Origin of the sequence: Streptomyces sp. MK37H (genome assembly GCF_018035285.1) — a bacterium.
Taxonomy (GTDB): Bacteria; Actinomycetota; Actinomycetes; order Streptomycetales; family Streptomycetaceae; genus Streptomyces; species Streptomyces endocoffeicus.
On sequence record NZ_JAAAYH010000125.1, the window covers coordinates 1 to 21,018 of the forward strand.

36 protein-coding genes are annotated in these 21,018 nt (G+C 67.4%); 34 read left to right on the forward strand and 2 right to left on the reverse strand.

All coding sequences use genetic code 11. The features are described from left to right. Nucleotides 1–35 precede the first annotated feature (35 nt). On the reverse strand, nucleotides 36–473 hold the full coding sequence (locus GWI24_RS19125; protein ID WP_210947160.1) for an ATP-binding protein: 438 nt from the start codon (nucleotides 471–473) through the stop codon (nucleotides 36–38). 157 nt (nucleotides 474–630) lie between these two features. Here GWI24_RS19125 and GWI24_RS19130 point away from each other — a divergent pair, with 157 nt between their 5' ends. Both GWI24_RS19130 and GWI24_RS19135 read left to right on the forward strand, forming a co-directional pair. Next, entirely contained in the window at nucleotides 631–1,461 is an 831-nt protein-coding gene (locus GWI24_RS19130) for a helix-turn-helix transcriptional regulator (protein WP_210947161.1), read from the forward strand. Beyond that, a complete protein-coding gene (locus tag GWI24_RS19135) occupies nucleotides 1,458–1,700 on the forward strand; it encodes a DUF397 domain-containing protein (RefSeq protein WP_210947162.1) in 243 nt (80 codons plus the stop codon). The genes GWI24_RS19130 and GWI24_RS19135 overlap by 4 nt, the downstream gene beginning before the upstream one ends. A gap of 102 nt (nucleotides 1,701–1,802) precedes the next feature. On the opposite strand, the gene GWI24_RS19140 is transcribed toward GWI24_RS19135, so the two are convergent. Further along, nucleotides 1,803–2,615 (reverse strand): DUF3152 domain-containing protein, encoded by an 813-nt coding sequence (locus GWI24_RS19140; RefSeq protein WP_247616580.1) that lies wholly within the window; start codon nucleotides 2,613–2,615, stop codon nucleotides 1,803–1,805. Nucleotides 2,616–3,248: 633 nt separating this feature from the next. Here GWI24_RS19140 and rpsJ point away from each other — a divergent pair. From rpsJ to truA, 32 genes are all read left to right on the forward strand, one after another. Next, the gene (rpsJ, locus tag GWI24_RS19145; protein ID WP_003948644.1) at nucleotides 3,249–3,557 is read left to right on the forward strand and encodes a 30S ribosomal protein S10; all 309 of its coding nucleotides are present in this window, start codon (nucleotides 3,249–3,251) and stop codon (nucleotides 3,555–3,557) included. A gap of 13 nt (nucleotides 3,558–3,570) precedes the next feature. Further along, nucleotides 3,571–4,215, forward strand: coding sequence for a 50S ribosomal protein L3 (rplC, locus tag GWI24_RS19150; RefSeq protein WP_020869262.1), 645 nt, complete (start codon nucleotides 3,571–3,573; stop codon nucleotides 4,213–4,215). Nucleotides 4,216–4,223: 8 nt separating this feature from the next. Continuing rightward, nucleotides 4,224–4,877, forward strand: a complete 654-nt coding sequence (rplD, locus tag GWI24_RS19155) for a 50S ribosomal protein L4 (RefSeq protein WP_210947163.1) — start codon at nucleotides 4,224–4,226, stop codon at nucleotides 4,875–4,877. Beyond that, nucleotides 4,877–5,203 (forward strand): 50S ribosomal protein L23, encoded by a 327-nt coding sequence (gene rplW, locus GWI24_RS19160; RefSeq protein ID WP_210947164.1) that lies wholly within the window; start codon nucleotides 4,877–4,879, stop codon nucleotides 5,201–5,203. Before rplD ends, rplW begins: the two co-directional genes overlap by 1 nt. A 47-nt stretch (nucleotides 5,204–5,250) precedes the next feature. Further along, complete coding sequence (rplB, locus tag GWI24_RS19165) at nucleotides 5,251–6,087, forward strand: 50S ribosomal protein L2 (RefSeq protein ID WP_059148971.1); 837 nt, start codon at nucleotides 5,251–5,253, stop codon at nucleotides 6,085–6,087. 12 nt (nucleotides 6,088–6,099) lie between these two features. Continuing rightward, nucleotides 6,100–6,381 (forward strand): 30S ribosomal protein S19, encoded by a 282-nt coding sequence (gene rpsS, locus GWI24_RS19170; RefSeq protein ID WP_020869258.1) that lies wholly within the window; start codon nucleotides 6,100–6,102, stop codon nucleotides 6,379–6,381. A gap of 40 nt (nucleotides 6,382–6,421) precedes the next feature. Next, nucleotides 6,422–6,769, forward strand: coding sequence for a 50S ribosomal protein L22 (rplV, locus tag GWI24_RS19175; protein WP_014054168.1), 348 nt, complete (start codon nucleotides 6,422–6,424; stop codon nucleotides 6,767–6,769). After that, on the forward strand, nucleotides 6,769–7,599 hold the full coding sequence (gene rpsC, locus GWI24_RS19180) for a 30S ribosomal protein S3 (RefSeq protein ID WP_037952894.1): 831 nt from the start codon (nucleotides 6,769–6,771) through the stop codon (nucleotides 7,597–7,599). Before rplV ends, rpsC begins: the two co-directional genes overlap by 1 nt. A gap of 4 nt (nucleotides 7,600–7,603) precedes the next feature. Then, nucleotides 7,604–8,023 (forward strand): 50S ribosomal protein L16, encoded by a 420-nt coding sequence (rplP, locus tag GWI24_RS19185; RefSeq protein ID WP_014178774.1) that lies wholly within the window; start codon nucleotides 7,604–7,606, stop codon nucleotides 8,021–8,023. Next, a complete protein-coding gene (gene rpmC / locus GWI24_RS19190) occupies nucleotides 8,023–8,247 on the forward strand; it encodes a 50S ribosomal protein L29 (RefSeq protein ID WP_009715874.1) in 225 nt (74 codons plus the stop codon). Before rplP ends, rpmC begins: the two co-directional genes overlap by 1 nt. Continuing rightward, nucleotides 8,247–8,534 carry a 30S ribosomal protein S17 gene (gene rpsQ / locus GWI24_RS19195; RefSeq protein WP_014054172.1) on the forward strand — a complete coding sequence of 96 codons (288 nt, stop codon included), beginning with the start codon at nucleotides 8,247–8,249 and terminating at the stop codon, nucleotides 8,532–8,534. The genes rpmC and rpsQ overlap by 1 nt, the downstream gene beginning before the upstream one ends. Before the next feature lie 108 nt (nucleotides 8,535–8,642). Beyond that, complete coding sequence (gene rplN, locus GWI24_RS19200) at nucleotides 8,643–9,011, forward strand: 50S ribosomal protein L14 (protein WP_003998823.1); 369 nt, start codon at nucleotides 8,643–8,645, stop codon at nucleotides 9,009–9,011. Between the two features lie 3 nt (nucleotides 9,012–9,014). After that, nucleotides 9,015–9,338, forward strand: coding sequence for a 50S ribosomal protein L24 (gene rplX, locus GWI24_RS19205; RefSeq protein ID WP_014054173.1), 324 nt, complete (start codon nucleotides 9,015–9,017; stop codon nucleotides 9,336–9,338). Further along, nucleotides 9,338–9,898, forward strand: coding sequence for a 50S ribosomal protein L5 (rplE, locus tag GWI24_RS19210; protein WP_020869255.1), 561 nt, complete (start codon nucleotides 9,338–9,340; stop codon nucleotides 9,896–9,898). Before rplX ends, rplE begins: the two co-directional genes overlap by 1 nt. Nucleotides 9,899–9,901: 3 nt before the next feature. Continuing rightward, the gene (locus GWI24_RS19215; protein ID WP_003956452.1) at nucleotides 9,902–10,087 is read left to right on the forward strand and encodes a type Z 30S ribosomal protein S14; all 186 of its coding nucleotides are present in this window, start codon (nucleotides 9,902–9,904) and stop codon (nucleotides 10,085–10,087) included. Between the two features lie 208 nt (nucleotides 10,088–10,295). Further along, nucleotides 10,296–10,694 carry a 30S ribosomal protein S8 gene (gene rpsH / locus GWI24_RS19220; protein ID WP_210947165.1) on the forward strand — a complete coding sequence of 133 codons (399 nt, stop codon included), beginning with the start codon at nucleotides 10,296–10,298 and terminating at the stop codon, nucleotides 10,692–10,694. A gap of 20 nt (nucleotides 10,695–10,714) precedes the next feature. Continuing rightward, the gene (gene rplF / locus GWI24_RS19225; protein WP_020869252.1) at nucleotides 10,715–11,254 is read left to right on the forward strand and encodes a 50S ribosomal protein L6; all 540 of its coding nucleotides are present in this window, start codon (nucleotides 10,715–10,717) and stop codon (nucleotides 11,252–11,254) included. Nucleotides 11,255–11,257: 3 nt separating this feature from the next. Then, nucleotides 11,258–11,641: a 50S ribosomal protein L18 gene (rplR, locus tag GWI24_RS19230; RefSeq protein ID WP_020869251.1), complete on the forward strand. Its 384-nt coding sequence runs from the start codon at nucleotides 11,258–11,260 to the stop codon at nucleotides 11,639–11,641. 43 nt (nucleotides 11,642–11,684) lie between these two features. Beyond that, nucleotides 11,685–12,290, forward strand: a complete 606-nt coding sequence (rpsE, locus tag GWI24_RS19235) for a 30S ribosomal protein S5 (RefSeq protein WP_020869250.1) — start codon at nucleotides 11,685–11,687, stop codon at nucleotides 12,288–12,290. A gap of 2 nt (nucleotides 12,291–12,292) precedes the next feature. Next, a complete protein-coding gene (rpmD, locus tag GWI24_RS19240) occupies nucleotides 12,293–12,475 on the forward strand; it encodes a 50S ribosomal protein L30 (protein ID WP_037952898.1) in 183 nt (60 codons plus the stop codon). Between the two features lies 1 nt (nucleotide 12,476). After that, a complete protein-coding gene (rplO, locus tag GWI24_RS19245; RefSeq protein WP_051573167.1) occupies nucleotides 12,477–12,932 on the forward strand; it encodes a 50S ribosomal protein L15 in 456 nt (151 codons plus the stop codon). Between the two features lie 204 nt (nucleotides 12,933–13,136). After that, the gene (secY, locus tag GWI24_RS19250) at nucleotides 13,137–14,450 is read left to right on the forward strand and encodes a preprotein translocase subunit SecY (RefSeq protein ID WP_210947166.1); all 1,314 of its coding nucleotides are present in this window, start codon (nucleotides 13,137–13,139) and stop codon (nucleotides 14,448–14,450) included. Next, the gene (locus tag GWI24_RS19255; RefSeq protein WP_210947167.1) at nucleotides 14,450–15,106 is read left to right on the forward strand and encodes an adenylate kinase; all 657 of its coding nucleotides are present in this window, start codon (nucleotides 14,450–14,452) and stop codon (nucleotides 15,104–15,106) included. Before secY ends, GWI24_RS19255 begins: the two co-directional genes overlap by 1 nt. 90 nt (nucleotides 15,107–15,196) lie before the next feature. After that, complete coding sequence (gene map / locus GWI24_RS19260; protein WP_210947168.1) at nucleotides 15,197–16,033, forward strand: type I methionyl aminopeptidase; 837 nt, start codon at nucleotides 15,197–15,199, stop codon at nucleotides 16,031–16,033. 163 nt (nucleotides 16,034–16,196) lie between these two features. After that, a complete protein-coding gene (gene infA / locus GWI24_RS19265) occupies nucleotides 16,197–16,418 on the forward strand; it encodes a translation initiation factor IF-1 (RefSeq protein ID WP_003956442.1) in 222 nt (73 codons plus the stop codon). Between the two features lie 28 nt (nucleotides 16,419–16,446). After that, entirely contained in the window at nucleotides 16,447–16,560 is a 114-nt protein-coding gene (gene rpmJ / locus GWI24_RS19270; RefSeq protein WP_003956441.1) for a 50S ribosomal protein L36, read from the forward strand. A 196-nt stretch (nucleotides 16,561–16,756) separates the two neighbouring features. After that, complete coding sequence (rpsM, locus tag GWI24_RS19275; protein ID WP_046086854.1) at nucleotides 16,757–17,137, forward strand: 30S ribosomal protein S13; 381 nt, start codon at nucleotides 16,757–16,759, stop codon at nucleotides 17,135–17,137. Between the two features lie 66 nt (nucleotides 17,138–17,203). Further along, nucleotides 17,204–17,608, forward strand: a complete 405-nt coding sequence (rpsK, locus tag GWI24_RS19280; RefSeq protein WP_009715860.1) for a 30S ribosomal protein S11 — start codon at nucleotides 17,204–17,206, stop codon at nucleotides 17,606–17,608. A 28-nt stretch (nucleotides 17,609–17,636) separates the two neighbouring features. After that, complete coding sequence (gene rpsD, locus GWI24_RS19285; RefSeq protein ID WP_044571646.1) at nucleotides 17,637–18,263, forward strand: 30S ribosomal protein S4; 627 nt, start codon at nucleotides 17,637–17,639, stop codon at nucleotides 18,261–18,263. Between the two features lie 128 nt (nucleotides 18,264–18,391). Continuing rightward, a complete protein-coding gene (locus GWI24_RS19290; RefSeq protein WP_138914399.1) occupies nucleotides 18,392–19,414 on the forward strand; it encodes a DNA-directed RNA polymerase subunit alpha in 1,023 nt (340 codons plus the stop codon). A gap of 175 nt (nucleotides 19,415–19,589) precedes the next feature. Then, a complete protein-coding gene (gene rplQ / locus GWI24_RS19295) occupies nucleotides 19,590–20,111 on the forward strand; it encodes a 50S ribosomal protein L17 (protein ID WP_210947169.1) in 522 nt (173 codons plus the stop codon). An 85-nt stretch (nucleotides 20,112–20,196) separates the two neighbouring features. Further along, nucleotides 20,197–21,018 (forward strand): tRNA pseudouridine(38-40) synthase TruA (gene truA / locus GWI24_RS19300; protein WP_210947170.1); only part of this gene is annotated, 822 nt, incomplete at its 3' end.

Consider the following 21,018-nt stretch of genomic DNA (forward strand, 5'->3'; position numbering starts at 1 on the left):
CCCGTGAAGCCGGACGCCGGTGCGGGCGGACGACGTCAGCGGCGGAGGGCGAGTTCGGCCCAGACCGTCTTGCAGATCAGCTCGGGCACGACGCCCCAGCGGTTCGCCAGCTCCTCGACGAGCAGGAGCCCGTGGCCGTTTTCGCCGGGGTCGCTCACGCCGTCTTTCGGGCGGAGGCTCGGCAGTCGCTCCACGCGGGGGTCTCGCACCTCGACGCGGAGTACGTCGTCGGTAGCGCTGAGGGTGAGGCGGAAGTTCCGGCCCGGTACGCGGCCGTGCAGCGCGGCGTTCGCGGCCAGCTCGGCGATGATCAACGCCGCCGTCTCGAACGGCAGCCCCCACGAGCGCAGCCGCTCGGTCGCGAGCAGCCGGGCGAGGCGCGCGCCCTTGCGGGTGGCGGACAGCAACACGGTGAAGTGGAGCGCTTCGGACGCGGAAACGGAAGTGTCTGTTCGGGTGATTTGTTGGCTCACATCACTCAGCGTGGCCAAGCCCACATAGGCTGAAAAGTAGCGACGCCGCTACGGATGGTGAGCGTCCGGGGCGGGGCCGGCTCTGTCCGGCCCGTACGCCGTGACGCGCCCCGGGCAGCGGCGTTGGGCAGGAACAGACCTCGGAGGTGGGGCACGCATGAGTGAGGACCAGGGGCTGGAAGAAGACGACAGCGGTGCCGTGATGCGAGCGGTCGGCCGTCAGATCAAGCTGTGGCGCGAGGCAGCGGGGCTGCGGCAGGCGGAGTTGGGGGCGGCGATCGGTTACGGGGAGGAGCTGGTTTCGGCCGTCGAGCGGGCGCGGCGCATTCCCCGGCCGGAGTTCCTGGACAAGGCGGATGAGGTCCTGGGGGCGGGCGGCAAGATCGCGGCGATGAAGAAGGATGTCGCGGAGGCGCGGTATCCGAAGAAGGTACGGGATCTGGCGCGGTTGGAGTCGGAGGCGGTCGAGCTGTGCGCCTACAACAACTCGGTCATCCAGGGGCTCTTGCAGACTGAGGAGTATGCGCGGGCGGTGTTCGGCGATCGCCGTCCGGCGTTCCTTGAGGAAGAGGTGGAGAGGCGGGTAGCTGCGCGATTGGCTCGCCAGGCGGTGTTTGATGGCGCGCCGGCGCGTCCTGTCTTCAACTTCGTGCAGTGCGAGTCGACGCTACGCCGCCCTCTTGGCGGCAGAATGGTGATGCGACGGCAGCTCGCACGTCTCCTGGAAATCGGCCGGTTGCGCAACGTGGATCTTCAGGTCCTGCCGCTGAGCCGCGAGGAGAACTCTGGCGTCGACGGTCCGTTCCGGTTGCTCAAGCTGAAGGACGGCACGTTGGTCGGGCACACGGAAGTGCAGCTCTTCAGCCGCGTGGTTGCTAACCCCAAAGAGACCCGAATCCTCGACGTCCGCTATGGGATCATCCGGGCGCAGGCTCTCACACCACGGGAGTCACTGGCCTTCATCGAGAAAGTGCTGGGAGAGACATGAGCCTCAAGCCCAATGAGTGGATAAAGAGCAGTTACAGCACAGCCGACGGCCCCGACTGCGTCGAGGTCGCATGGATGAAGAGCAGCTATAGCACGGACGATGGTCCTGCCTGTGTTGAGGTCGCCGCCACCCCCGGCACCATCCACGTCCGCGACTCCAAAGCCGCCCCCCAGGGCCCCCGGCTCGCGTTCACGCCGGACGCGTGGACCCGCTTCGTGACGTACGCCGCTGAGCGCTGATCACTCGGCGGCCGTCAACCTCGCGCCGTTCGGTTCCTCCCTATGTGCGGCTTTGCCGCACATAGGGGCGCTACCGAGACCCAAATCGATCACATGTAGTCGTCACGGGACCGCCGGGCCCCCGATGTACCTGCCATTCGCACCGTAGGGCCACTCGTTCGCGACGCAGCCCTTGAGCCCGTATATCTGCTGCATCATCACCGGCGCCCGTTTGCCCTTCCCGGGGCAGGTCTCGTGGCCGTGGCCGATGCGGTGGCCGACCTCGTGGTTGACGATCAGTGCCCGGTAGCCGTTGATGGGGCCGGAGAACTCCGGCGAGCCGGTGTTCCAGCGTTTGAGGTTGACCATGATCTGGGAGCCGGCGTCGCAGTTGACCTCGCCATGGGTGTCCAGGCCCGCGGCGCCGCAGATCTCGTCGACCGTGTCCGGGGTGGCGATCTTCACCTCGAAGTCGGAGGGGCCGTCGGCGACCAGCTGGAAGGAGTGGATGCCGTCGTTGGTCCAGCCGCGCTTGTCGGCGAGGATCGCCGAGATCTCGGCCGCGGCCCGCTTCGCGTCGACGCCGGTGCCCTTCTCCACCATGACCTTGAACCGCCGCGGATCGTTTCCCTTGCCGATCACCGCGCCGGAGGACTTCGCGGTGACGAACTCGCCGGTCGCGGCGGTGGGGGAGCCGGGGCGAGGTCTGGAGGTGGCCGAGATGGCGTCGGGCGGCAGGGCTGCCGGGGCCGTGGCGCGGGCCGCGCCCTTGCCGTCGCCGTCGACGTCGCGTAACGCGAACACGACCCCGGCGATCAGGGCCGCACCGGCGGCCAGTGCCACCGCCACGTTCCGGGGGCGGGCGCTCCGGGTGGTGCGCCCCCGGCGTCCTGGTGGTGAGGTGGACGGGCCGGGGGCCTGCGCGGTGGAGATCATGGGGGGCGCTTCCAGGGGTGTCGGCGGGGCGGGTGAATCGGCCGCGTGCGCATGCCGCATGAGCATGCCGGTGCCCCGGAGTGCGAGTGTGTCGTGTGTTCCCCTGGAGACAGACGTGCGGGGAGGGTGACCGGTTGGGGGTGTGTGCCCTGCTGTGCGCCGCGTCACATCGGGTGACGTCCCGGATCTCACACTCGCACGTGAGGACCGTGCCCCGGCCTCCGCTGCGTGGCGATGCGCGCCGAGTTTGAAGCGCGCCCCGTGAGGGGTACGCTTCCGGGCCCCTGATTGGCGTCCGGAGCAGCCGCTATGGCACACTAGCCAGGTTGCTCGGTTGAGTGCCGATGCTGCGCGCCTCTCGCCGGGAGGACTGGAAGCGAGTCCCACGGTACTCGTCGCCCCTGATCAGGGGCGGAAGTACGGGAATCTTCCGGGAAGCGTCAGCGGGGCCCCAGCCAGGCGCCCGGTGGGTGACTTTCTCCCCCAGCAGCCCCCTTCACCAGGGATCTCCGTGTGGAGATTTATGAGAGGGACTGCGACACGCCCGACCGCGTGGGTCGGAAGTGGGGTGGAGGAGGACGCGAACGCCACCGGGTCCCAGAGCGTTACGAGAGACAGGACTACGAAGTAGCCATGGCGGGACAGAAGATCCGCATCCGGCTCAAGGCCTACGACCACGAGGTCATCGACTCCTCGGCGAAGAAGATCGTCGAGACGGTGACCCGCACTGGTGCGTCGGTCGCGGGCCCGGTGCCGCTGCCCACAGAGAAGAACGTGTACTGCGTCATCAAGTCGCCGCACAAGTACAAGGACTCGCGCGAGCACTTCGAGATGCGTACGCACAAGCGCCTCATCGACATCCTCGACCCCACGCCGAAGACCGTCGACTCGCTGATGCGTCTCGACCTGCCGGCGGGCGTCGACATCGAGATCAAGCTCTGAGGTGACGCGCGAGATGGCTAAGCAGATCAAGGGCGTCCTGGGCGAGAAGCTCGGCATGACGCAGGTGTGGGACGAGAACAACCGCGTCGTCCCGGTCACCGTCGTCAAGGCCGGTCCCTGCGTCGTGACCCAGGTCCGCACCGATGACGCGGACGGCTACAGCGCCGTCCAGATCGCCTTCGGCGAGATCGACCCGCGCAAGGTGAACAAGCCGCTCAAGGGCCACTTCGCCAAGGCGGATGTGACCCCGCGCCGCCACCTGGTGGAGCTGCGTACCGCCGACGCCGGTGAGTACACGCTCGGCCAGGAGGTCACGGCCGAGGTGTTCGAGTCCGGTGTCAAGGTCGACGTGACCGGCACCAGCAAGGGCAAGGGCACCGCCGGTGTCATGAAGCGCCACGGCTTCGGCGGCCTCGGCGCCGGCCACGGCACCCAGCGCAAGCACCGCTCGCCGGGCTCCATCGGTGGCTGCGCCACCCCGGGCCGCGTGTTCAAGGGCCTGCGCATGGCCGGCCGCATGGGCAATGAGCGGGTCACCACCCAGAACCTGACCGTCCACGCCGTTGACGCGGAGAAGGGTCTGCTCCTGATCAAGGGAGCGGTTCCTGGTCCGAACGGCGGCCTCGTCCTGGTCCGTACCGCGGCCAAGGGGGCCTGAGGTAACCGATGAGCACCATTGACATCCTTTCGCCGGCAGGCGACAAGGCCGGGACCGTCGAACTCCCCGCGGAGATCTTCGACGCGCAGGTCAGCGTTCCGCTGATCCACCAGGTCGTCGTCGCCCAGCTGGCCGCTGCCCGCCAGGGCACGCACAAGACCAAGACCCGTGGTGAGGTCCGCGGCGGTGGCAAGAAGCCGTACCGCCAGAAGGGCACCGGCCGCGCGCGCCAGGGCTCGACCCGTGCGCCGCAGTTCGCCGGCGGTGGCGTCGTGCACGGCCCCGTGCCGCGCGACTACAGCCAGCGCACCCCGAAGAAGATGAAGGCCGCCGCGCTGCGCGGTGCCCTCTCCGACCGGGCGCGTCACGAGCGCATCCACGTCGTGACCGGCGTGGTCGACGGTGAGATCTCCACCAAGGCCGCGAAGGCCCTGCTGGGCAGGATCAGCGAGCGCAAGAACGTGCTCCTGGTCGCCGAGCGGAGCGACGAGGCCGCGTGGCTGTCCGCCCGCAACCTGCCCCAGGTGCACATCCTGGAGCCGGGCCAGCTGAACACGTACGACGTGCTCGTCTCCGACGACGTGGTCTTCACCAAGGCCGCCTTCGAGTCCTTCGTGGCTGGTCCCAAGGCCGCTGAGAAGACCGAAGGGAGCGCCGCCTGATGAGTGAGGCGACCGCTGTCACCAGCAAGACCTTCACCGACCCCCGCGACATCCTCGTCAAGCCGGTGGTCTCGGAGAAGAGCTACGCGCTGCTGGACGAGAACAAGTACACGTTCATCGTCGACCCGCGCGCGAACAAGACCCAGATCAAGCAGGCCGTCGAGGCGGTCTTCTCGGTCAAGGTCACCGGGGTCAACACGATCAACCGCCAGGGCAAGCGCAAGCGCACCCGCACCGGTTTCGGCAAGCGCAAGGACACCAAGCGCGCCATCGTGACCCTCGCCGAGGGCGACCGCATCGACATCTTCGGCGGCCCGGTCTCCTAACGGAGATCGGAACGTCCAGAAGTCCGGAATCTTCCGAGGACTGAGAAATGGGTATCCGCAAGTACAAGCCGACGACCCCGGGCCGTCGTGGCTCCAGCGTCGCCGACTTCGTCGAGATCACGCGGTCCACGCCGGAGAAGTCGCTGGTCCGCCCGCTGCACAGCAAGGGTGGTCGTAACAACGCCGGCCGCATCACGGTCCGCCACCAGGGTGGCGGTCACAAGCGTGCGTACCGCGTGATCGACTTCCGCCGTCACGACAAGGACGGCGTCCCGGCGAAGGTCGCGCACATCGAATACGACCCCAACCGCACCGCGCGCATCGCGCTGCTGCACTACGCCGACGGCGAGAAGCGCTACATCCTCGCGCCGCGCGGCCTGACGCAGGGCGACCGGATCGAGAACGGCCCCGGCGCCGACATCAAGCCCGGTAACAACCTCTCGCTGCGCAACATCCCGGTTGGTACCACGCTCCACGCCATCGAGCTGCGGCCCGGCGGCGGCGCGAAGTTCGCCCGCTCCGCGGGTGCCTCCGTGCAGCTGCTGGCGAAGGAGGGCTCCATGGCCCACCTCCGCATGCCGTCCGGTGAGATCCGCCTGGTCGACGTCCGCTGCCGCGCCACTGTCGGCGAGGTCGGCAACGCCGAGCAGTCGAACATCAACTGGGGCAAGGCCGGCCGCATGCGCTGGAAGGGCGTCCGCCCGACCGTTCGTGGTGTGGTCATGAACCCCGTCGACCACCCGCACGGTGGTGGTGAGGGCAAGACCTCCGGTGGTCGCCACCCGGTCTCGCCGTGGGGTCAGAAGGAGGGCCGTACGCGCTCGCCGAAGAAGGCCAGCAACAAGTACATCGTCCGCCGCCGCAAGACGAACAAGAAGCGCTAGGAGCGGGTTTAGATGCCGCGCAGTCTCAAGAAGGGGCCCTTCGTCGACGACCACCTGATCAAGAAGGTGGACACGCAGAACGAAGCAGGCACCAAGAACGTCATCAAGACCTGGTCCCGCCGCTCGATGATCGTCCCGGCCATGCTCGGCCACACGATCGCGGTGCACGACGGCCGCAAGCACGTCCCGGTGTTCGTCACCGAGTCGATGGTCGGCCACAAGCTCGGCGAGTTCGCGCCGACCCGCACCTTCCGCGGCCATGAGAAGGACGACCGCAAGTCGCGTCGTCGCTGATCAGCGGAAAAGACTCATGACAGACACCGAAGGGACAACCATGGAAGCCAGGGCCCAGGCGCGGTACATCCGCGTCACGCCCATGAAGGCCCGCCGCGTGGTGGACCTCATCCGTGGCATGAGTGCCACGGAGGCCCAGGCGGTCCTGCGTTTCGCCCCGCAGGCCGCGAGCGTGCCGGTCGGCAAGGTGCTGGACAGCGCCATCGCCAACGCCGCGCACAACTACGACCACACCGACGCCGACAGCCTCGTCATCTCCGAGGCCTATGTCGACGAGGGCCCGACCCTGAAGCGGTTCCGTCCGCGCGCCCAGGGCCGCGCCTACCGGATCCGCAAGCGGACCAGCCACATCACCGTGGTCGTCAGCAGCAAGGAAGGAACCCGGTAATGGGCCAGAAGGTAAACCCGCACGGGTTCCGGCTCGGCATCACCACCGACTTCAAGTCGCGGTGGTACGCCGACAAGCTGTACAAGGACTACGTCAAGGAAGACGTCGCCATCCGCCGGATGATGACGAAGGGCATGGAGCGCGCCGGTATCTCCAAGGTGGAGATCGAGCGCACCCGTGACCGCGTCCGCGTCGACATCCACACCGCCCGGCCGGGCATCGTCATCGGCCGCCGCGGCGCGGAGGCCGACCGTATCCGCGGCGAGCTGGAGAAGCTCACCGGCAAGCAGGTGCAGCTCAACATCCTCGAGGTGAAGAACCCCGAGGTGGACGCTCAGCTGGTGGCCCAGGCCGTCGCCGAGCAGCTGTCCTCCCGCGTCTCCTTCCGTCGTGCGATGCGCAAGTCGATGCAGAGCTCGATGAAGGCCGGTGCCAAGGGCATCAAGATCCAGTGTGGTGGCCGTCTCGGCGGCGCCGAGATGTCCCGCTCGGAGTTCTACCGCGAGGGCCGTGTGCCCCTGCACACGCTCCGCGCGAACGTCGACTACGGCTTCTTCGAGGCCAAGACCACCTTCGGCCGCATCGGCGTCAAGGTGTGGATCTACAAGGGCGACGTGAAGAACATCGCCGAGGTCCGCGCCGAGAACGCCGCCGCCCGCGCCGGCAACCGCCCGTCGCGTGGTGGCAGCGACCGCCCGCAGCGCCGTGGTGGCGAGCGCGGTGGCCGCGGCCGTAAGCCGCAGCAGTCCGCCGCGCCCGCCGAGGCCGGCAAGGCCGAGGCGCCCGCCGCGGCGGCGGCCGAGCCCAGCGCAGCCGGAAAGGAGAGCTGACCCCATGCTGATCCCTCGCAGGGTCAAGCACCGCAAGCAGCACCACCCCAAGCGGTCCGGCATGGCCAAGGGCGGTACGGAGCTGGCGTTCGGCGAGTACGGCATCCAGGCCGTCACCCCGGCGTACGTCACCAACCGTCAGATCGAGGCCGCTCGTATCGCGATGACCCGCCACATCAAGCGTGGCGGCAAGGTCTGGATCAACATCTACCCGGACCGTCCGCTGACGAAGAAGCCTGCCGAGACCCGCATGGGTTCCGGTAAGGGCTCGCCGGAGTGGTGGATCGCGAACGTCAAGCCCGGTCGGGTGATGTTCGAGCTGTCCTACCCGAACGAGAAGACTGCGCGTGAGGCGCTCACCCGCGCTGCTCACAAGCTCCCGATGAAGTGCCGGATCGTTCGGCGCGAGGCAGGTGAGTCGTGATGGCGGCCGGTACCAAGGCGTCCGAGCTGCGTGAGCTGAACAACGAGGACCTCGTTGGCAAGCTGCGTGAGGCCAAGGAAGAGCTGTTCAACCTCCGCTTCCAGGCGGCGACCGGACAGCTCGAGAACCACGGCCGGCTGAAGGCCGTCCGCAAGGACATCGCCCGGATCTACACCCTGATGCGGGAGCGCGAGCTCGGCATCGAGACGGTGGAGAGCGCCTGATGAGCGAGACGAATGTGACTGAGAACGCAACGCAGAACCGCGGCTTCCGCAAGACCCGTGAGGGTCTGGTCGTCAGCGACAAGATGGACAAGACCGTCGTCGTCGCAGTCGAGGACCGCGTCAAGCACGCGCTGTACGGCAAGGTCATCCGCCGTACCAACAAGCTCAAGGCGCACGACGAGCAGAACGCCGCGGGTGTCGGCGACCGCGTCCTCCTGATGGAGACCCGGCCGCTGTCCGCGACCAAGCGCTGGCGCGTCGTCGAGATCCTCGAGAAGGCCAAGTAATTCCTGCGGGGATTCCCCCGCAGGACAGTTCCGCCAGGCTTGGCGGGCCGTGCGCAAAACGTTTTGCGCACGGCCCGCCGGGAACCGGCAGACGATCAGGAGATAGACGTGATCCAGCAGGAGTCGCGACTGCGCGTCGCCGACAACACGGGCGCGAAGGAGATCCTTTGCATCCGTGTTCTCGGTGGCTCCGGTCGCCGCTACGCGGGCATTGGTGACGTCATCGTCGCCACCGTCAAGGACGCGATCCCCGGTGGCAACGTGAAGAAGGGTGACGTCGTCAAGGCGGTCATCGTGCGCACCGTGAAGGAGCGCCGCCGCCCGGACGGTTCGTACATCCGCTTCGACGAGAACGCGGCCGTCATCCTCAAGAACGATGGCGACCCCCGTGGCACCCGTATCTTCGGCCCGGTGGGCCGTGAGCTGCGCGAGAAGAAGTTCATGAAGATCATCTCGCTCGCGCCGGAGGTGCTGTAACCGATGAAGATCAAGAAGGGCGACCTGGTCCAGGTCATCACCGGTAAGGACAAGGGCAAGCAGGGCAAGGTCATCGCGGCCTTCCCGCGCGAGGACCGTGTCCTGGTCGAGGGTGTCAACCGGGTCAAGAAGCACACCAAGGCCGGACAGACCGCTCGTGGTTCGAAGACCGGCGGCATCGTGACGACCGAGGCCCCGATCCACGTGAGCAATGTGCAGCTCGTGGTGGAGAAGGACGGCAACAAGGTCGTCACCCGCGTCGGATACCGCTTCGACGACGAGGGCAACAAGATCCGCGTTGCCAAGCGGACCGGTGAGGACATCTGATGACTGCCACCACCACTGCACCGCGCCTCAAGGCGCGCTACCGCGAAGAGATCCAGGGCAAGCTGCAGGAGCAGTTCTCCTACGAGAACGTCATGCAGATCCCGGGTCTGACCAAGGTCGTGGTCAACATGGGTGTGGGCGACGCCGCCCGCGACTCCAAGCTGATCGAGGGCGCCATCCGCGACCTCGCCACGATCACCGGCCAGAAGCCCGCCGTCACCAAGGCCCGTAAGTCCATCGCGCAGTTCAAGCTGCGTGAGGGCCAGCCGATCGGTGCCCACGTCACCCTCCGCGGTGACCGCATGTGGGAGTTCCTGGACCGTCTGGTGTCGCTCGCGCTGCCGCGCATCCGCGACTTCCGCGGTCTGTCGCCGAAGCAGTTCGACGGCCGGGGCAACTACACCTTCGGTCTCACGGAGCAGGTCATGTTCCACGAGATCGACCAGGACAAGATCGACCGCGTCCGGGGTATGGACATCACCGTGGTGACCACGGCGACCAATGACGAAGAGGGCCGCGCCCTGCTGCGTCACCTCGGCTTCCCGTTCAAGGAGGCGTGAGCCGTGGCGAAGAAGGCTCTCATTGCCAAGGCCGCCCGCAAGCCCAAGTTCGGCGTGCGTGCGTACACGCGCTGCCAGCGCTGCGGACGTCCGCACTCCGTGTACCGCAAGTTCGGCCTGTGCCGCGTGTGCCTCCGTGAGATGGCTCACCGCGGCGAGCTGCCGGGCGTGACCAAGAGCTCCTGGTAACAACCCCAACGGGTTGATACCGGGCTCTCGGTAAGCAAATGGATGGCGAGGCCCGCCCGTCCGCTCCCGTAGAGTGGAAGGGTTGGGCGCTCGCCGCCCAGAATCCTTACTACGCCGTAGGTCCCCGCGCCGCACCCGTGCCCGCCACTGAGCGGGTGAGAGGGATGGCGCATACAGGAAACCCCGGCGAGAGAGGCCGAAGGCCATCATGACCATGACCGATCCGATCGCAGACATGCTGACGCGTCTGCGAAACGCGAACTCGGCGTACCACGACTCCGTCGTGATGCCCCACAGCAAGATCAAGTCGCATATCGCGGAGATCCTCCAGCAGGAGGGCTACATCACCGGCTGGAAGGTCGAGGACGCCGAGGTCGGCAAGAACCTCATCCTCGAGCTGAAGTTCGGTCCGAACCGCGAGCGCTCGATCGCCGGCATCAAGCGGATCTCGAAGCCGGGCCTGCGGGTCTACGCAAAGTCCACCAACCTGCCGAAGGTGCTCGGCGGCCTGGGCGTGGCGATCATCTCCACGTCGCACGGGCTCCTCACCGACAAGCAGGCCGGCAAGAAGGGCGTGGGTGGGGAAGTCCTCGCCTACGTCTGGTAACCAGGGAACGGAGGAAGCACATGTCGCGCATTGGCAAGCTGCCCATCCAGGTTCCCGCTGGTGTGGACGTCACCATCGATGGCCGCACGGTCGCCGTGAAGGGTCCCAAGGGCTCTCTCTCGCACACCGTCGCCGCGCCGATCGAGGTCGCCAAGGGTGAGGACAACGCCCTCGTTGTCACCCGCCCGAACGACGAGCGTCAGAACAAGGCCCTGCACGGCCTGTCGCGCACGCTGGTGGCGAACATGATCACCGGCGTGACCCAGGGCTACAGCAAGGCGCTCGAGATCAGCGGTGTCGGTTACCGCGTCCAGGCCAAGGGCTCCAACCTGGAGTTCTCCCTGGGCTACAGCCACCCGATCCTGGTCGAGGCCCCGGAGGGCATCACCTTCAAGGTGGAGTCCCCGACCAAGCTGAGCGTCGAGGGCATCGACAAGCAGAAGGTCGGCGAGGTCGCCGCGAACATCCGCAAGCTGCGCAAGCCCGACCCGTACAAGGCCAAGGGCGTGAAGTACGCGGGCGAGGTCATCCGCCGCAAGGTCGGAAAGGCTGGTAAGTAAGCCATGGCATACGGTGTGAAGATCGCCAAGGGCAACGCTCGCAAGGCCGCTGCCGTCAAGCGGCGTCACATCCGCGTCCGCAAGCGGGTCTCCGGTACGCCGGTCCGCCCCCGCCTCGTGGTGACGCGGTCCAACCGTCACATGGTGGCGCAGGTCATCGACGACATCGCGGGCCACACCCTGGCCTCGGCGTCGACGCTGGACAGCTCCATCCGGGCGGCCGAGGGCGACAAGAGCGCCCAGGCGCAGCAGGTCGGCGCCCTGGTGGCCGAGCGGGCGAAGGCCGCGGGCATCGAGGCCGTCGTGTTCGACCGCGGTGGCAACAAGTACGCCGGGCGCATCGCCGCTCTGGCGGACGCCGCCCGCGAGGCCGGGCTGAAGTTCTGAGCCCCGGTTCCAACGCAAAGCGGAAACGAGAGAGGTAAATCCAATGGCTGGACCCCAGCGCCGCGGTGGCGGCGCCGGTGGCGGCGAGCGGCGGGACCGGAAGGACCGGCGGGACGGTGGCGCTGCCGCCGAGAAGACCGCTTACGTCGAGCGTGTTGTCGCGATCAACCGCGTCGCCAAGGTTGTGAAGGGTGGTCGTCGCTTCAGCTTCACCGCGCTGGTCGTGGTGGGCGACGGTGACGGCACCGTGGGTGTCGGTTACGGCAAGGCCAAGGAGGTGCCGGCCGCGATCGCCAAGGGCGTGGAGGAGGCCAAGAAGCACTTCTTCAAGGTCCCCCGGATCGCCGGCACCATTCCGCACCCCATCCAGGGTGAGGAGGCCGCGGGTGTCGTGCTGCTGAAGCCGGCGTCGCCCGGTACCGGTGTGATCGCCGGTGGCCCGGTGCGTGCCGTGCTGGAGTGCGCGGGCATCCACGACGTGCTGAGCAAGTCGCTCGGCTCGTCGAACCCGATCAACATCGTGCACGCCACGGTGGCCGCTCTGCGGGGCCTTCAGCGCCCCGAGGAGATCGCGGCCCGCCGTGGGCTGCCGCTCGAGGACGTCGCTCCCGCCGCTCTGCTGCGGGCGCGTGCCGGGGTGGGTGTGTGAGCATGGCCCGCCTCAAGATCACGCAGACGAAGTCGTACATCGGCAGCAAGCAGAACCACCGCGACACTCTGCGTTCGCTCGGGCTGAAGAAGCTCGGCGACGTGGTCGTCAAGGAGGACCGCCCCGAGTTCCGCGGCATGGCGCAGACCGTGCGGCACCTCGTGACGGTCGAGGAGGTCGACTGACATGGCGGAGAACAACCCGCTGAAGGTCCACAACCTCCGGCCCGCCCCGGGCGCCAAGACCGCCAAGACCCGTGTCGGTCGTGGTGAGGCGTCCAAGGGTAAGACCGCTGGTCGTGGCACCAAGGGCACCAAGGCCCGCTACCAGGTTCCGGAGCGCTTCGAGGGTGGGCAGATGCCCCTCCACATGCGGCTCCCGAAGCTCAAGGGCTTCAAGAACCCCTTCCGCACCGAGTACCAGGTCGTGAACCTGGACAAGCTGGCCGCGCTCTACCCCGAGGGTGGCGAGGTCACGGTGGCCGACCTGGTCGCCAAGGGTGCGGTTCGCAAGAACCAGCTCGTCAAGGTGCTGGGCTCCGGTGAGGTCTCCGTGGCGCTCCAGGTGACGGTCGACGCCGTCTCCGGCTCCGCCAAGGAGAAGATCACCGCCGCCGGTGGCACCGTCACCGAGCTCGTCTGAGCACGGTGCGTTTCTGACCGGGGGTGCCCCAGATACGGGGCATCCCCGGTTGGTCGTTCCAAGCGGGGCCGGGTCGCCGGTAAGGTGGCTGGCGTTGTTACCTTCCGCGCGGTACGTCTCCGCGCGGGTCCTGGCTGATAAGTATCCGTCGATCCTCAAGACCGTCACCTCTCGCGAAGCGACGCGGGGGGCGCAGGAGGCACCGTGCTCACCGCGTTCGCCCGGGCGTTCAAGACGCCCGACCTGCGCAAGAAGCTGCTGTTCACGCTGGGCATCATCGTGCTCTTCCGGCTCGGGCAACATATCCCGATCCCGGGCATCGACTACAAGAACGTCCAGACGTGCATGGACCTCGCCAAGGGCCAGCAGGGGCTGTTCGGCCTGGTCAACATGTTCAGTGGTGGCGCACTGCTCCAGATCACCATCTTCGCGCTAGGGATCATGCCGTACATCACGGCGAGCATCATCCTGCAGCTGCTGACCGTGGTGATCCCGCGCCTTGAGGCCCTCAAGAAGGAGGGCCAGGCCGGTCAAGGGAAGATCACGCAGTACACCCGCTATCTGACCATCGCGCTGGCGATCCTCCAGGGCACCGGCCTGGTGGCCACCGCCCGCAGCGGCTCGCTCTTCCAGAGCTGCCCGGTCGGCGGTCAGATCGTACGGGATGACTCGATCTTCACCACCGCCGTGATGGTCATCACGATGACCGCGGGCACGGCGCTGATCATGTGGCTCGGTGAGCTGGTCACCGACCGCGGCATCGGCAACGGCATGTCGATCCTGATGTTCGTCTCCATCGCCGCCGGTTTCCCGAGCGCGATGTGGAGCATCAAGCAGCAGGGCAAGATCATGGGCGGCTGGCTGGAGTTCGGCCTGGTGATCCTCTGTGGTCTGGCCATGGTCGGCCTGGTGGTCTTCGTCGAGCAGGCCCAGCGCCGGATCCCCGTGCAATACGCCAAACGCATGATCGGCCGTCGCTCGTACGGCGGTACGTCCACCTACATCCCGATGAAGGTGAACCAGGCGGGTGTGATCCCCGTGATCTTCGCCTCATCGCTGCTGTACATCCCGGCGCTGATCGTCCAGTTCTCCAATTCAAAGGCCGGCTGGGCGACCTGGATCTCGCAGAACTTCGTCAGGGGCGACCACCCGGTCTACATCGCCACGTACTTCCTGCTGATCGTCTTCTTCGCATTCTTCTATGTCGCCATCAGCTTCAACCCCGAAGAAGTTGCCGACAACATGAAGAAGTATGGTGGGTTCATCCCGGGTATCCGGGCTGGTCGTCCCACCGCGGAGTATCTGAGCTACGTGCTGAACCGCATCACGTGGCCCGGTGCGCTCTATCTGGGCTTGATCGCCCTGGTGCCCACGGTGGCGCTGGTGACGCTCAAGGCCAATCAGAACTTCCCGTTCGGCGGCACGAGCATCCTGATCATCGTGGGTGTCGGCCTGGAGACTGTGAAGCAGATCGAGAGCCAGCTTCAGCAGCGACACTACGAAGGGTTCCTCCGCTGATGCGAATCGTCCTCGTCGGGCCTCCGGGAGCCGGCAAGGGTACGCAGGCCGCGTACCTCGCCGAGAAGCTGTCGATCCCGCATATCTCCACCGGCGACCTGTTCCGCGCGAACATCAGCCAGGGCACCCCCCTCGGCAAGCAGGCACAGGAGTACATGCGGGCCGGACAGCTGGTACCGGACGAGGTCACCATCGGCATGGCGGAGGACCGGCTGGACCAGGAGGACGCGCAGTCGGGCTTCCTGCTGGACGGGTTCCCGAGGAACCAGATCCAGGCCGAGGCCCTGGACGCCTATCTCGCGGAGCGCGGGGTCTCGCTGGACGCGGTGCTGGACCTGGAGGTCCCCGAGTCCGAGGTGATCAAGCGCATCGCGGGCCGTCGTACCTGCCGCAATGACAGCTCGCACACGTTCCACGTGGAGTACAAGCCGCCGAAGGTCCCGGGCGTGTGCGACGTCTGCGGGGGCGAGCTGTACCAGCGCGAGGACGACAGCGAGGAGACGGTCCGCAAACGACTGGAGGTCTACCACCGGGAGACCGAGCCGATCATCGACTACTACAAGGCCAAGGGCCTGGTCGTGACGATCTCGGCGCTCGGCAAGGTGTCCGAGGTCACGCAGCGGGCGATGGACGCCCTGGCGGCCAAGGCGGCCTAGAGAACAGACCTGTCATCGGCCGCGATGCCCCGTCCGGGGCATCGCGGCCGTACTGTTGAGCAGAATCGTTGGACCGCGGAAGGCTGAGTGATGGTGGAGATCAAGACTCCCGAGCAGATCGCGAAGATGCGTGAGGCGGGACTGGTCGTCGCCGCCATTCACGAGGCGACGCGGGCGGCGGCCGTCCCCGGCGCCAGCACCAAGGACCTGGACGACGTCGCCCGTAAGGTCATCGCCGACCACGGCGCCAAGTCGAACTTCCTGGGGTACGGCGGCTTCCCCGCCACCATCTGCACCTCGGTGAACGACATCGTGGTGCACGGCATCCCGGACCGGGAGACCGTCCTCAAGGACGGCGACATCATCTCCATCGACGCGGGCGCGATCGTGGACGGCTGGCACGGCGACGCCGCCTTCACCGCCTTCGTGGGCACCGGCCACGCCCCGGAGCTGTACGAGCTCAGCCGGGTCACCGAGGAGTCGATGTGGGCCGGGATCGCGGCGGTCCGCAAGGGCCACCGGCTGGTCGACATCTCCAAGGCGATCGAGGGCTACATCCGCCGCCAGCCCCGCCCGGCCTCCGGCAAGTACGGGATCATCGAGGACTACGGCGGCCACGGCATCGGCACCCAGATGCACATGGACCCGCATCTGCTGAACTACGTCTCCAAGAAGCGCGGCAAGGGCCCCCGGCTGGTCCCCGGCTTCTGCATCGCGATCGAGCCCATGGTGAGCCTGGGCACCGCGAAGACGCATGTGCTGGCCGACGACTGGACGGTCAAGACGGACGACGGCACCTGGTCCAGCCACTGGGAGCACTCGGTCGCGCTGACCGAGGAGGGCCCGCTGGTGCTGACCGCCGTGGACGGTGGCAAGGCCAAGCTGGCCGAGCTGGGCGTGGAGACCGCGCCCGACCCGCTGGCCTGACGATCTCCGTCTGACGATCTCCGGGGCGTAAAGATCTCAAAATCGGGGCATGATGCCCCCGATTCGTGTTTCGGGATGCCCTGACGTAGACTGACACGTCGGCTCTCGCCTGCCCTCCCGCATGTCGCGAGCCGATCAAGGTAGCCGATCCCGAAAGCAGGACATGGCCAAGAAGCAAGGCGCCATCGAAATCGAGGGCACCGTGATCGAGTCTCTGCCGAACGCGATGTTCAAGGTGGAGCTTCAGAACGGTCACAAGGTCCTCGCGCACATCAGCGGCAAGATGCGTATGCACTACATCCGCATCCTGCCCGATGACCGGGTGGTCGTGGAGCTGTCTCCGTACGACCTCACGCGCGGACGGATCGTCTACCGCTACAAGTAGATCTCACGACCCGGAGAACCTCACACCCATGAAGGTCAAGCCGAGCGTCAAGAAGATCTGCGACAAGTGCAAGGTGATCCGCCGCCACGGCCGGGTCATGGTCATCTGCGACAACCTGCGCCACAAGCAGCGCCAGGGCTGACGCACACCGGCCGAAATCCTGCACCACTCGCAGTATCTTCGCGCGACGTCATAACTTTGCGTACATACGCAGTCACCCGTTCCCGCCCCGCGGGGACGACACCCCCGGTCGGAGGCCGGGGACCCGGGAGCCGTTCCGTACTGCGGCCGGGAGTGGTGCTGCGGAAGACCTCCGACAACCATCTGGAGCCAGATTCATGGCACGCCTCGCAGGCGTTGACCTCCCGCGCGAAAAGCGCGTCGAGGTCGCCCTCACCTACGTCTTCGGCATCGGTCGCACCCTTGCCCAGCAGACGCTCGCCAACACCGGTGTGAGCCCGGACACCCGCGTTCGCGACCTGGCCGAAGAGGACCTGGTCAAGATCCGCGAGTACGTGGACAACAACATCAAGACCGAGGGTGACCTCCGTCGCGAGATCCAGGCCGACATCCGCCGCAAGGTCGAGATCGGCTGCTACCAGGGTCTGCGCCACCGCCGCGGCCTTCCGGTCCACGGCCAGCGCACGTCGACCAACGCCCGCACCCGCAAGGGCCCGCGTCGCGCGATCGCCGGCAAGAAGAAGCCGGGCAAGAAGTAGTCCGCACCGGACGCTGACAAGCGGTCCGAGCTGTAGGACCGACCACCTCCACGGGAGATTTCGAGAATGCCTCCGAAGAGCAGGACGGCCGGCGCCAAGAAGGTGCGCCGCAAGGAGAAGAAGAACGTCGCCCACGGGCACGCTCACATCAAGAGCACGTTCAACAACACCATCGTCTCGATCACGGACCCGACCGGGAATGTGATCTCTTGGGCCTCGGCCGGCCACGTCGGCTTCAAGGGCTCGCGCAAGTCCACTCCGTTCGCCGCGCAGATGGCCGCCGAGTCGGCCGCCCGCCGCGCGCAGGAGCACGGCATGCGCAAGGTCGACGTGTTCGTCAAGGGTCCGGGCTCCGGCCGTGAGACCGCGATCCGCTCGCTCCAGGCCACCGGCCTGGAGGTGGGCTCGATCCAGGACGTCACTCCGACTCCGCACAATGGATGCCGCCCGCCCAAGCGTCGGCGTGTCTGACCGGCTGAAGTAGGAGACAACAGAAACAATGGCGCGTTACACCGGGGCCGACTGCAAGCGTTGCCGTCGGGAGAAGCAGAAGCTCTTCCTCAAGGGGAGCAAGTGCGAGAGCGCGAAGTGCCCGATCGAGATCCGTCCTTACCCCCCGGGTGAGCACGGTCGCGGGCGCACCAAGGACAGCGAGTACCTGCTGCAGCTCCGTGAGAAGCAGAAGGCGACCCGCATCTACGGCGTCCTTGAGAAGCAGTTCCGTGGTTACTACGCGGAGGCGAACAAGAAGACCGGCAAGACCGGTGAGAACCTTCTTCGCATCCTCGAGACCCGGCTCGACAACGTGGTCTACCGGGCCGGCTTCGCCAAGTCCCGCGACCATGCCCGTCAGCTGGTCCGCCACGGCCACATCAATGTGAACGGCCGCAAGACCGACATCCCGTCGGCCCGCGTCACCGTGAACGACATCATCGAGGTCCGTCCGAAGTCCCGGACCCTGACCCCCTTCCAGGTGGCTCAGGCCGAGGCGGGCGAGCGCACCGTGCCGGCGTGGCTGGAGGCCATCCCGTCGCAGCTGCGGATCCTCGTGCACTCCATGCCCGAGCGCCAGGTGATCGACACCCAGGTGCAGGAGCAGCTGATCGTCGAGCTCTACTCCAAGTAGTAGCGAGGCCCGCCGGCGTAGCCGGCTGATGTGAGGGTCGGGCGGTACGGAGCCGTTTGGCGCGTACCGCCCGTACCATTGAAGGGTTCGGCGTCAAATAGCGGGCGCCGAAGACTGGAGGCAAACCCATGCTGATCGCTCAGCGTCCCTCGTTGACCGAAGAGGTCGTCGACGAGTTCCGCTCCCGGTTCGTGATCGAGCCGCTGGAGCCGGGCTTCGGCTACACCCTCGGAAACTCCCTGCGTCGTACGCTCCTCTCCTCGATCCCCGGTGCGGCTGTCACCAGCATCCGGATCGACGGGGTCCTGCACGAGTTCACCACCGTGCCGGGCGTCAAGGAGGACGTCACCGACCTGATCCTCAACATCAAGCAGCTGGTCGTCTCCTCGGAGCACGACGAGCCGGTCGTGATGTACCTGCGCAAGCAGGGCCCGGGTCTGGTCACCGCCGCCGACATCGCGCCGCCGGCCGGTGTCGAGGTGCACAACCCCGACCTGGTCCTGGCCACGCTGAACGGCAAGGGCAAGCTGGAGATGGAGCTGACCGTCGAGCGCGGTCGCGGCTATGTCTCCGCCGTGCAGAACAAGCAGGTCGGCCAGGAGATCGGCCGGATCCCGGTCGACTCGATCTACTCGCCGGTGCTCAAGGTCACCTACAAGGTCGAGGCGACCCGTGTCGAGCAGCGCACCGACTTCGACAAGCTGGTCGTCGACGTCGAGACCAAGCAGGCCATGCGGCCGCGTGACGCCATGGCGTCGGCCGGTAAGACCCTGGTCGAGCTGTTCGGCCTGGCCCGCGAGCTGAACGTGGACGCCGAGGGCATCGACATGGGCCCGTCCCCGACGGACGCCGCTCTCGCCGCCGACCTGGCGCTGCCGATCGAGGAGCTCGAGCTCACCGTTCGTTCGTACAACTGCCTAAAGCGCGAGGGCATCCACTCCGTGGGTGAGCTCGTGGCGCGGTCCGAGGCGGACCTGCTCGACATCCGGAACTTCGGCGCCAAGTCGATCGACGAGGTCAAGGCGAAGCTGGCCGGTATGGGCCTCGCGCTCAAGGACAGCCCGCCCGGATTCGACCCGACCGCCGCCGCTGACGCCTTCGGCGCCGATGACGACGCGGATGCGGGTTTCGTCGAGACCGAGCAGTACTGATCGCTGCCCCGCCGCTGGGGCTGAGGCGCTGTCCTCAGTCGCCGGACGGGCTTGATCTTGCTGAGCTTGATCGAGTCCGTGCGGCGGGCGACGAGAATGTCCGGCGGGCGGCCGCTCGCCGGTAACTGACACCGGTACCTGATACGGCCGGTGCAGACATCGAGGAGAAACACCAATGCCGAAGCCCACCAAGGGCGCCCGTCTGGGCGGTAGCGCCGCGCACGAGCGGCTCCTGCTGGCGAACCTCGCCACCGCGCTGTTCGAGCACGGCCGGATCACCACCACCGAGGCAAAGGCCCGCCGCCTGCGCCCGGTCGCGGAGAAGCTGGTCACCAAGGCGAAGAAGGGCGACCTTCACAACCGCCGTCTGGTGCTCCAGACCATCCGCGACAAGAGCGTCGTGCACACCCTCTTCACCGAGATCGGGCCGCGCTACGAGAACCGGCCGGGTGGCTACACCCGCATCACCAAGATCGGTAACCGCCGTGGCGACAACGCCCCGATGGCGGTCATCGAGCTGGTCGAGGCGCTGACCGTGCAGCAGGAGGCGGTCGGCGAGGCCGAGGCCGCCACCAAGCGCACCGCCAAGGACGCTGCCGGTGACCAGGCCGCCGCGGACCTCAAGAAGGAGACCCCGGCTGCCGAGGCCGCCGAGGCTCCGGCTGAGGCCGAGGCCGAGGAGTCGAAGGACGCCTGAGGCGTTCCGACGGCTTTCGTCGTACGGACGGGCCCGCCCCCAGATACTGGGAGCGGGCCCGTTCCGCATGGAGAGGAACGGTTGGGTGAGTGACGAGGCGGCGCCCGGTTTCGTACGGGTCCGGCTGGATCTGAGTTACGACGGCAAGGACTTCTCGGGCTGGGCCAAGCAGCGCGAGCGGCGCACCGTACAGGGCGAGCTGGAGAGCGCGCTGCGGACGGTGACGCGCTCCGCGGAGACCTTCGAGCTGACCGTCGCGGGGCGCACCGACGCGGGGGTCCACGCCCGCGGCCAGGTGGCGCACGTGGATCTGCCCGAGGCGCTGTGGGCCGAGCACCGGGACAAGCTGCTGCGGCGGCTGGCCGGCCGGCTGCCCCATGATGTACGGGTCTGGAAGGTCGCCGAGGCCCCGTCCGGGTTCAACGCCCGCTTCTCCGCGATCTGGCGGCGCTACGCCTACCGGGTCACCGACCACCCCGGCGGGGTCGACCCGCTGCTGCGCGGCCATGTGCTGTGGCACGACTGGCCGCTGGACGTGGAGGCCATGAACGCGGCCTCGACACGGCTCCTGGGAGAGCACGACTTCGCCGCGTACTGCAAGAAGCGCGACGGTGCCACCACCATCCGCACCCTGCAGCGGCTGGACTGGGTGCGCGGGGCGGACGGCGTGATCACGGCCACGGTGCGGGCGGACGCCTTCTGCCACAACATGGTGCGCTCGCTGGTGGGCGCGCTGCTCTTCGTCGGCGACGGTCACCGCCCGCCGGACTGGCCCGCCAAGGTGCTCTCCGCCGGGCTGCGCGACTCCGCGGTCCATGTCGTACGCCCCCATGGTCTGACCCTGGAAGAGGTCGGCTACCCGGCCGACGACCAACTCGCGGCCCGTAACCGGGAGTCCCGCAACAAG

Coding starts and splice junctions, on each gene's coding strand:
- GWI24_RS19130 (WP_210947161.1), top strand. CDS start 631: ATGAGTGAGGACCAGGGGCTGGAAGAAGACGACAGCGGTGCCGTGATG.
- GWI24_RS19135 (WP_210947162.1), top strand. CDS start 1,458: ATGAGCCTCAAGCCCAATGAGTGGATAAAGAGCAGTTACAGCACAGCC.
- GWI24_RS19140 (WP_247616580.1), bottom strand. CDS start 2,615: ATGATCTCCACCGCGCAGGCCCCCGGCCCGTCCACCTCACCACCAGGA.
- rpsJ (WP_003948644.1), top strand. CDS start 3,249: ATGGCGGGACAGAAGATCCGCATCCGGCTCAAGGCCTACGACCACGAG.
- rplC (WP_020869262.1), top strand. CDS start 3,571: ATGGCTAAGCAGATCAAGGGCGTCCTGGGCGAGAAGCTCGGCATGACG.
- rplD (WP_210947163.1), top strand. CDS start 4,224: ATGAGCACCATTGACATCCTTTCGCCGGCAGGCGACAAGGCCGGGACC.
- rplW (WP_210947164.1), top strand. CDS start 4,877: ATGAGTGAGGCGACCGCTGTCACCAGCAAGACCTTCACCGACCCCCGC.
- rplB (WP_059148971.1), top strand. CDS start 5,251: ATGGGTATCCGCAAGTACAAGCCGACGACCCCGGGCCGTCGTGGCTCC.
- rpsS (WP_020869258.1), top strand. CDS start 6,100: ATGCCGCGCAGTCTCAAGAAGGGGCCCTTCGTCGACGACCACCTGATC.
- rplV (WP_014054168.1), top strand. CDS start 6,422: ATGGAAGCCAGGGCCCAGGCGCGGTACATCCGCGTCACGCCCATGAAG.
- rpsC (WP_037952894.1), top strand. CDS start 6,769: ATGGGCCAGAAGGTAAACCCGCACGGGTTCCGGCTCGGCATCACCACC.
- rplP (WP_014178774.1), top strand. CDS start 7,604: ATGCTGATCCCTCGCAGGGTCAAGCACCGCAAGCAGCACCACCCCAAG.
- rpmC (WP_009715874.1), top strand. CDS start 8,023: ATGGCGGCCGGTACCAAGGCGTCCGAGCTGCGTGAGCTGAACAACGAG.
- rpsQ (WP_014054172.1), top strand. CDS start 8,247: ATGAGCGAGACGAATGTGACTGAGAACGCAACGCAGAACCGCGGCTTC.
- rplX (WP_014054173.1), top strand. CDS start 9,015: ATGAAGATCAAGAAGGGCGACCTGGTCCAGGTCATCACCGGTAAGGAC.
- rplE (WP_020869255.1), top strand. CDS start 9,338: ATGACTGCCACCACCACTGCACCGCGCCTCAAGGCGCGCTACCGCGAA.
- rpsH (WP_210947165.1), top strand. CDS start 10,296: ATGACCATGACCGATCCGATCGCAGACATGCTGACGCGTCTGCGAAAC.
- rplF (WP_020869252.1), top strand. CDS start 10,715: ATGTCGCGCATTGGCAAGCTGCCCATCCAGGTTCCCGCTGGTGTGGAC.
- rplR (WP_020869251.1), top strand. CDS start 11,258: ATGGCATACGGTGTGAAGATCGCCAAGGGCAACGCTCGCAAGGCCGCT.
- rpsE (WP_020869250.1), top strand. CDS start 11,685: ATGGCTGGACCCCAGCGCCGCGGTGGCGGCGCCGGTGGCGGCGAGCGG.
- rpmD (WP_037952898.1), top strand. CDS start 12,293: ATGGCCCGCCTCAAGATCACGCAGACGAAGTCGTACATCGGCAGCAAG.
- rplO (WP_051573167.1), top strand. CDS start 12,477: ATGGCGGAGAACAACCCGCTGAAGGTCCACAACCTCCGGCCCGCCCCG.
- GWI24_RS19255 (WP_210947167.1), top strand. CDS start 14,450: ATGCGAATCGTCCTCGTCGGGCCTCCGGGAGCCGGCAAGGGTACGCAG.
- map (WP_210947168.1), top strand. CDS start 15,197: ATGGTGGAGATCAAGACTCCCGAGCAGATCGCGAAGATGCGTGAGGCG.
- infA (WP_003956442.1), top strand. CDS start 16,197: ATGGCCAAGAAGCAAGGCGCCATCGAAATCGAGGGCACCGTGATCGAG.
- rpmJ (WP_003956441.1), top strand. CDS start 16,447: ATGAAGGTCAAGCCGAGCGTCAAGAAGATCTGCGACAAGTGCAAGGTG.
- rpsM (WP_046086854.1), top strand. CDS start 16,757: ATGGCACGCCTCGCAGGCGTTGACCTCCCGCGCGAAAAGCGCGTCGAG.
- rpsK (WP_009715860.1), top strand. CDS start 17,204: ATGCCTCCGAAGAGCAGGACGGCCGGCGCCAAGAAGGTGCGCCGCAAG.
- rpsD (WP_044571646.1), top strand. CDS start 17,637: ATGGCGCGTTACACCGGGGCCGACTGCAAGCGTTGCCGTCGGGAGAAG.
- GWI24_RS19290 (WP_138914399.1), top strand. CDS start 18,392: ATGCTGATCGCTCAGCGTCCCTCGTTGACCGAAGAGGTCGTCGACGAG.
- rplQ (WP_210947169.1), top strand. CDS start 19,590: ATGCCGAAGCCCACCAAGGGCGCCCGTCTGGGCGGTAGCGCCGCGCAC.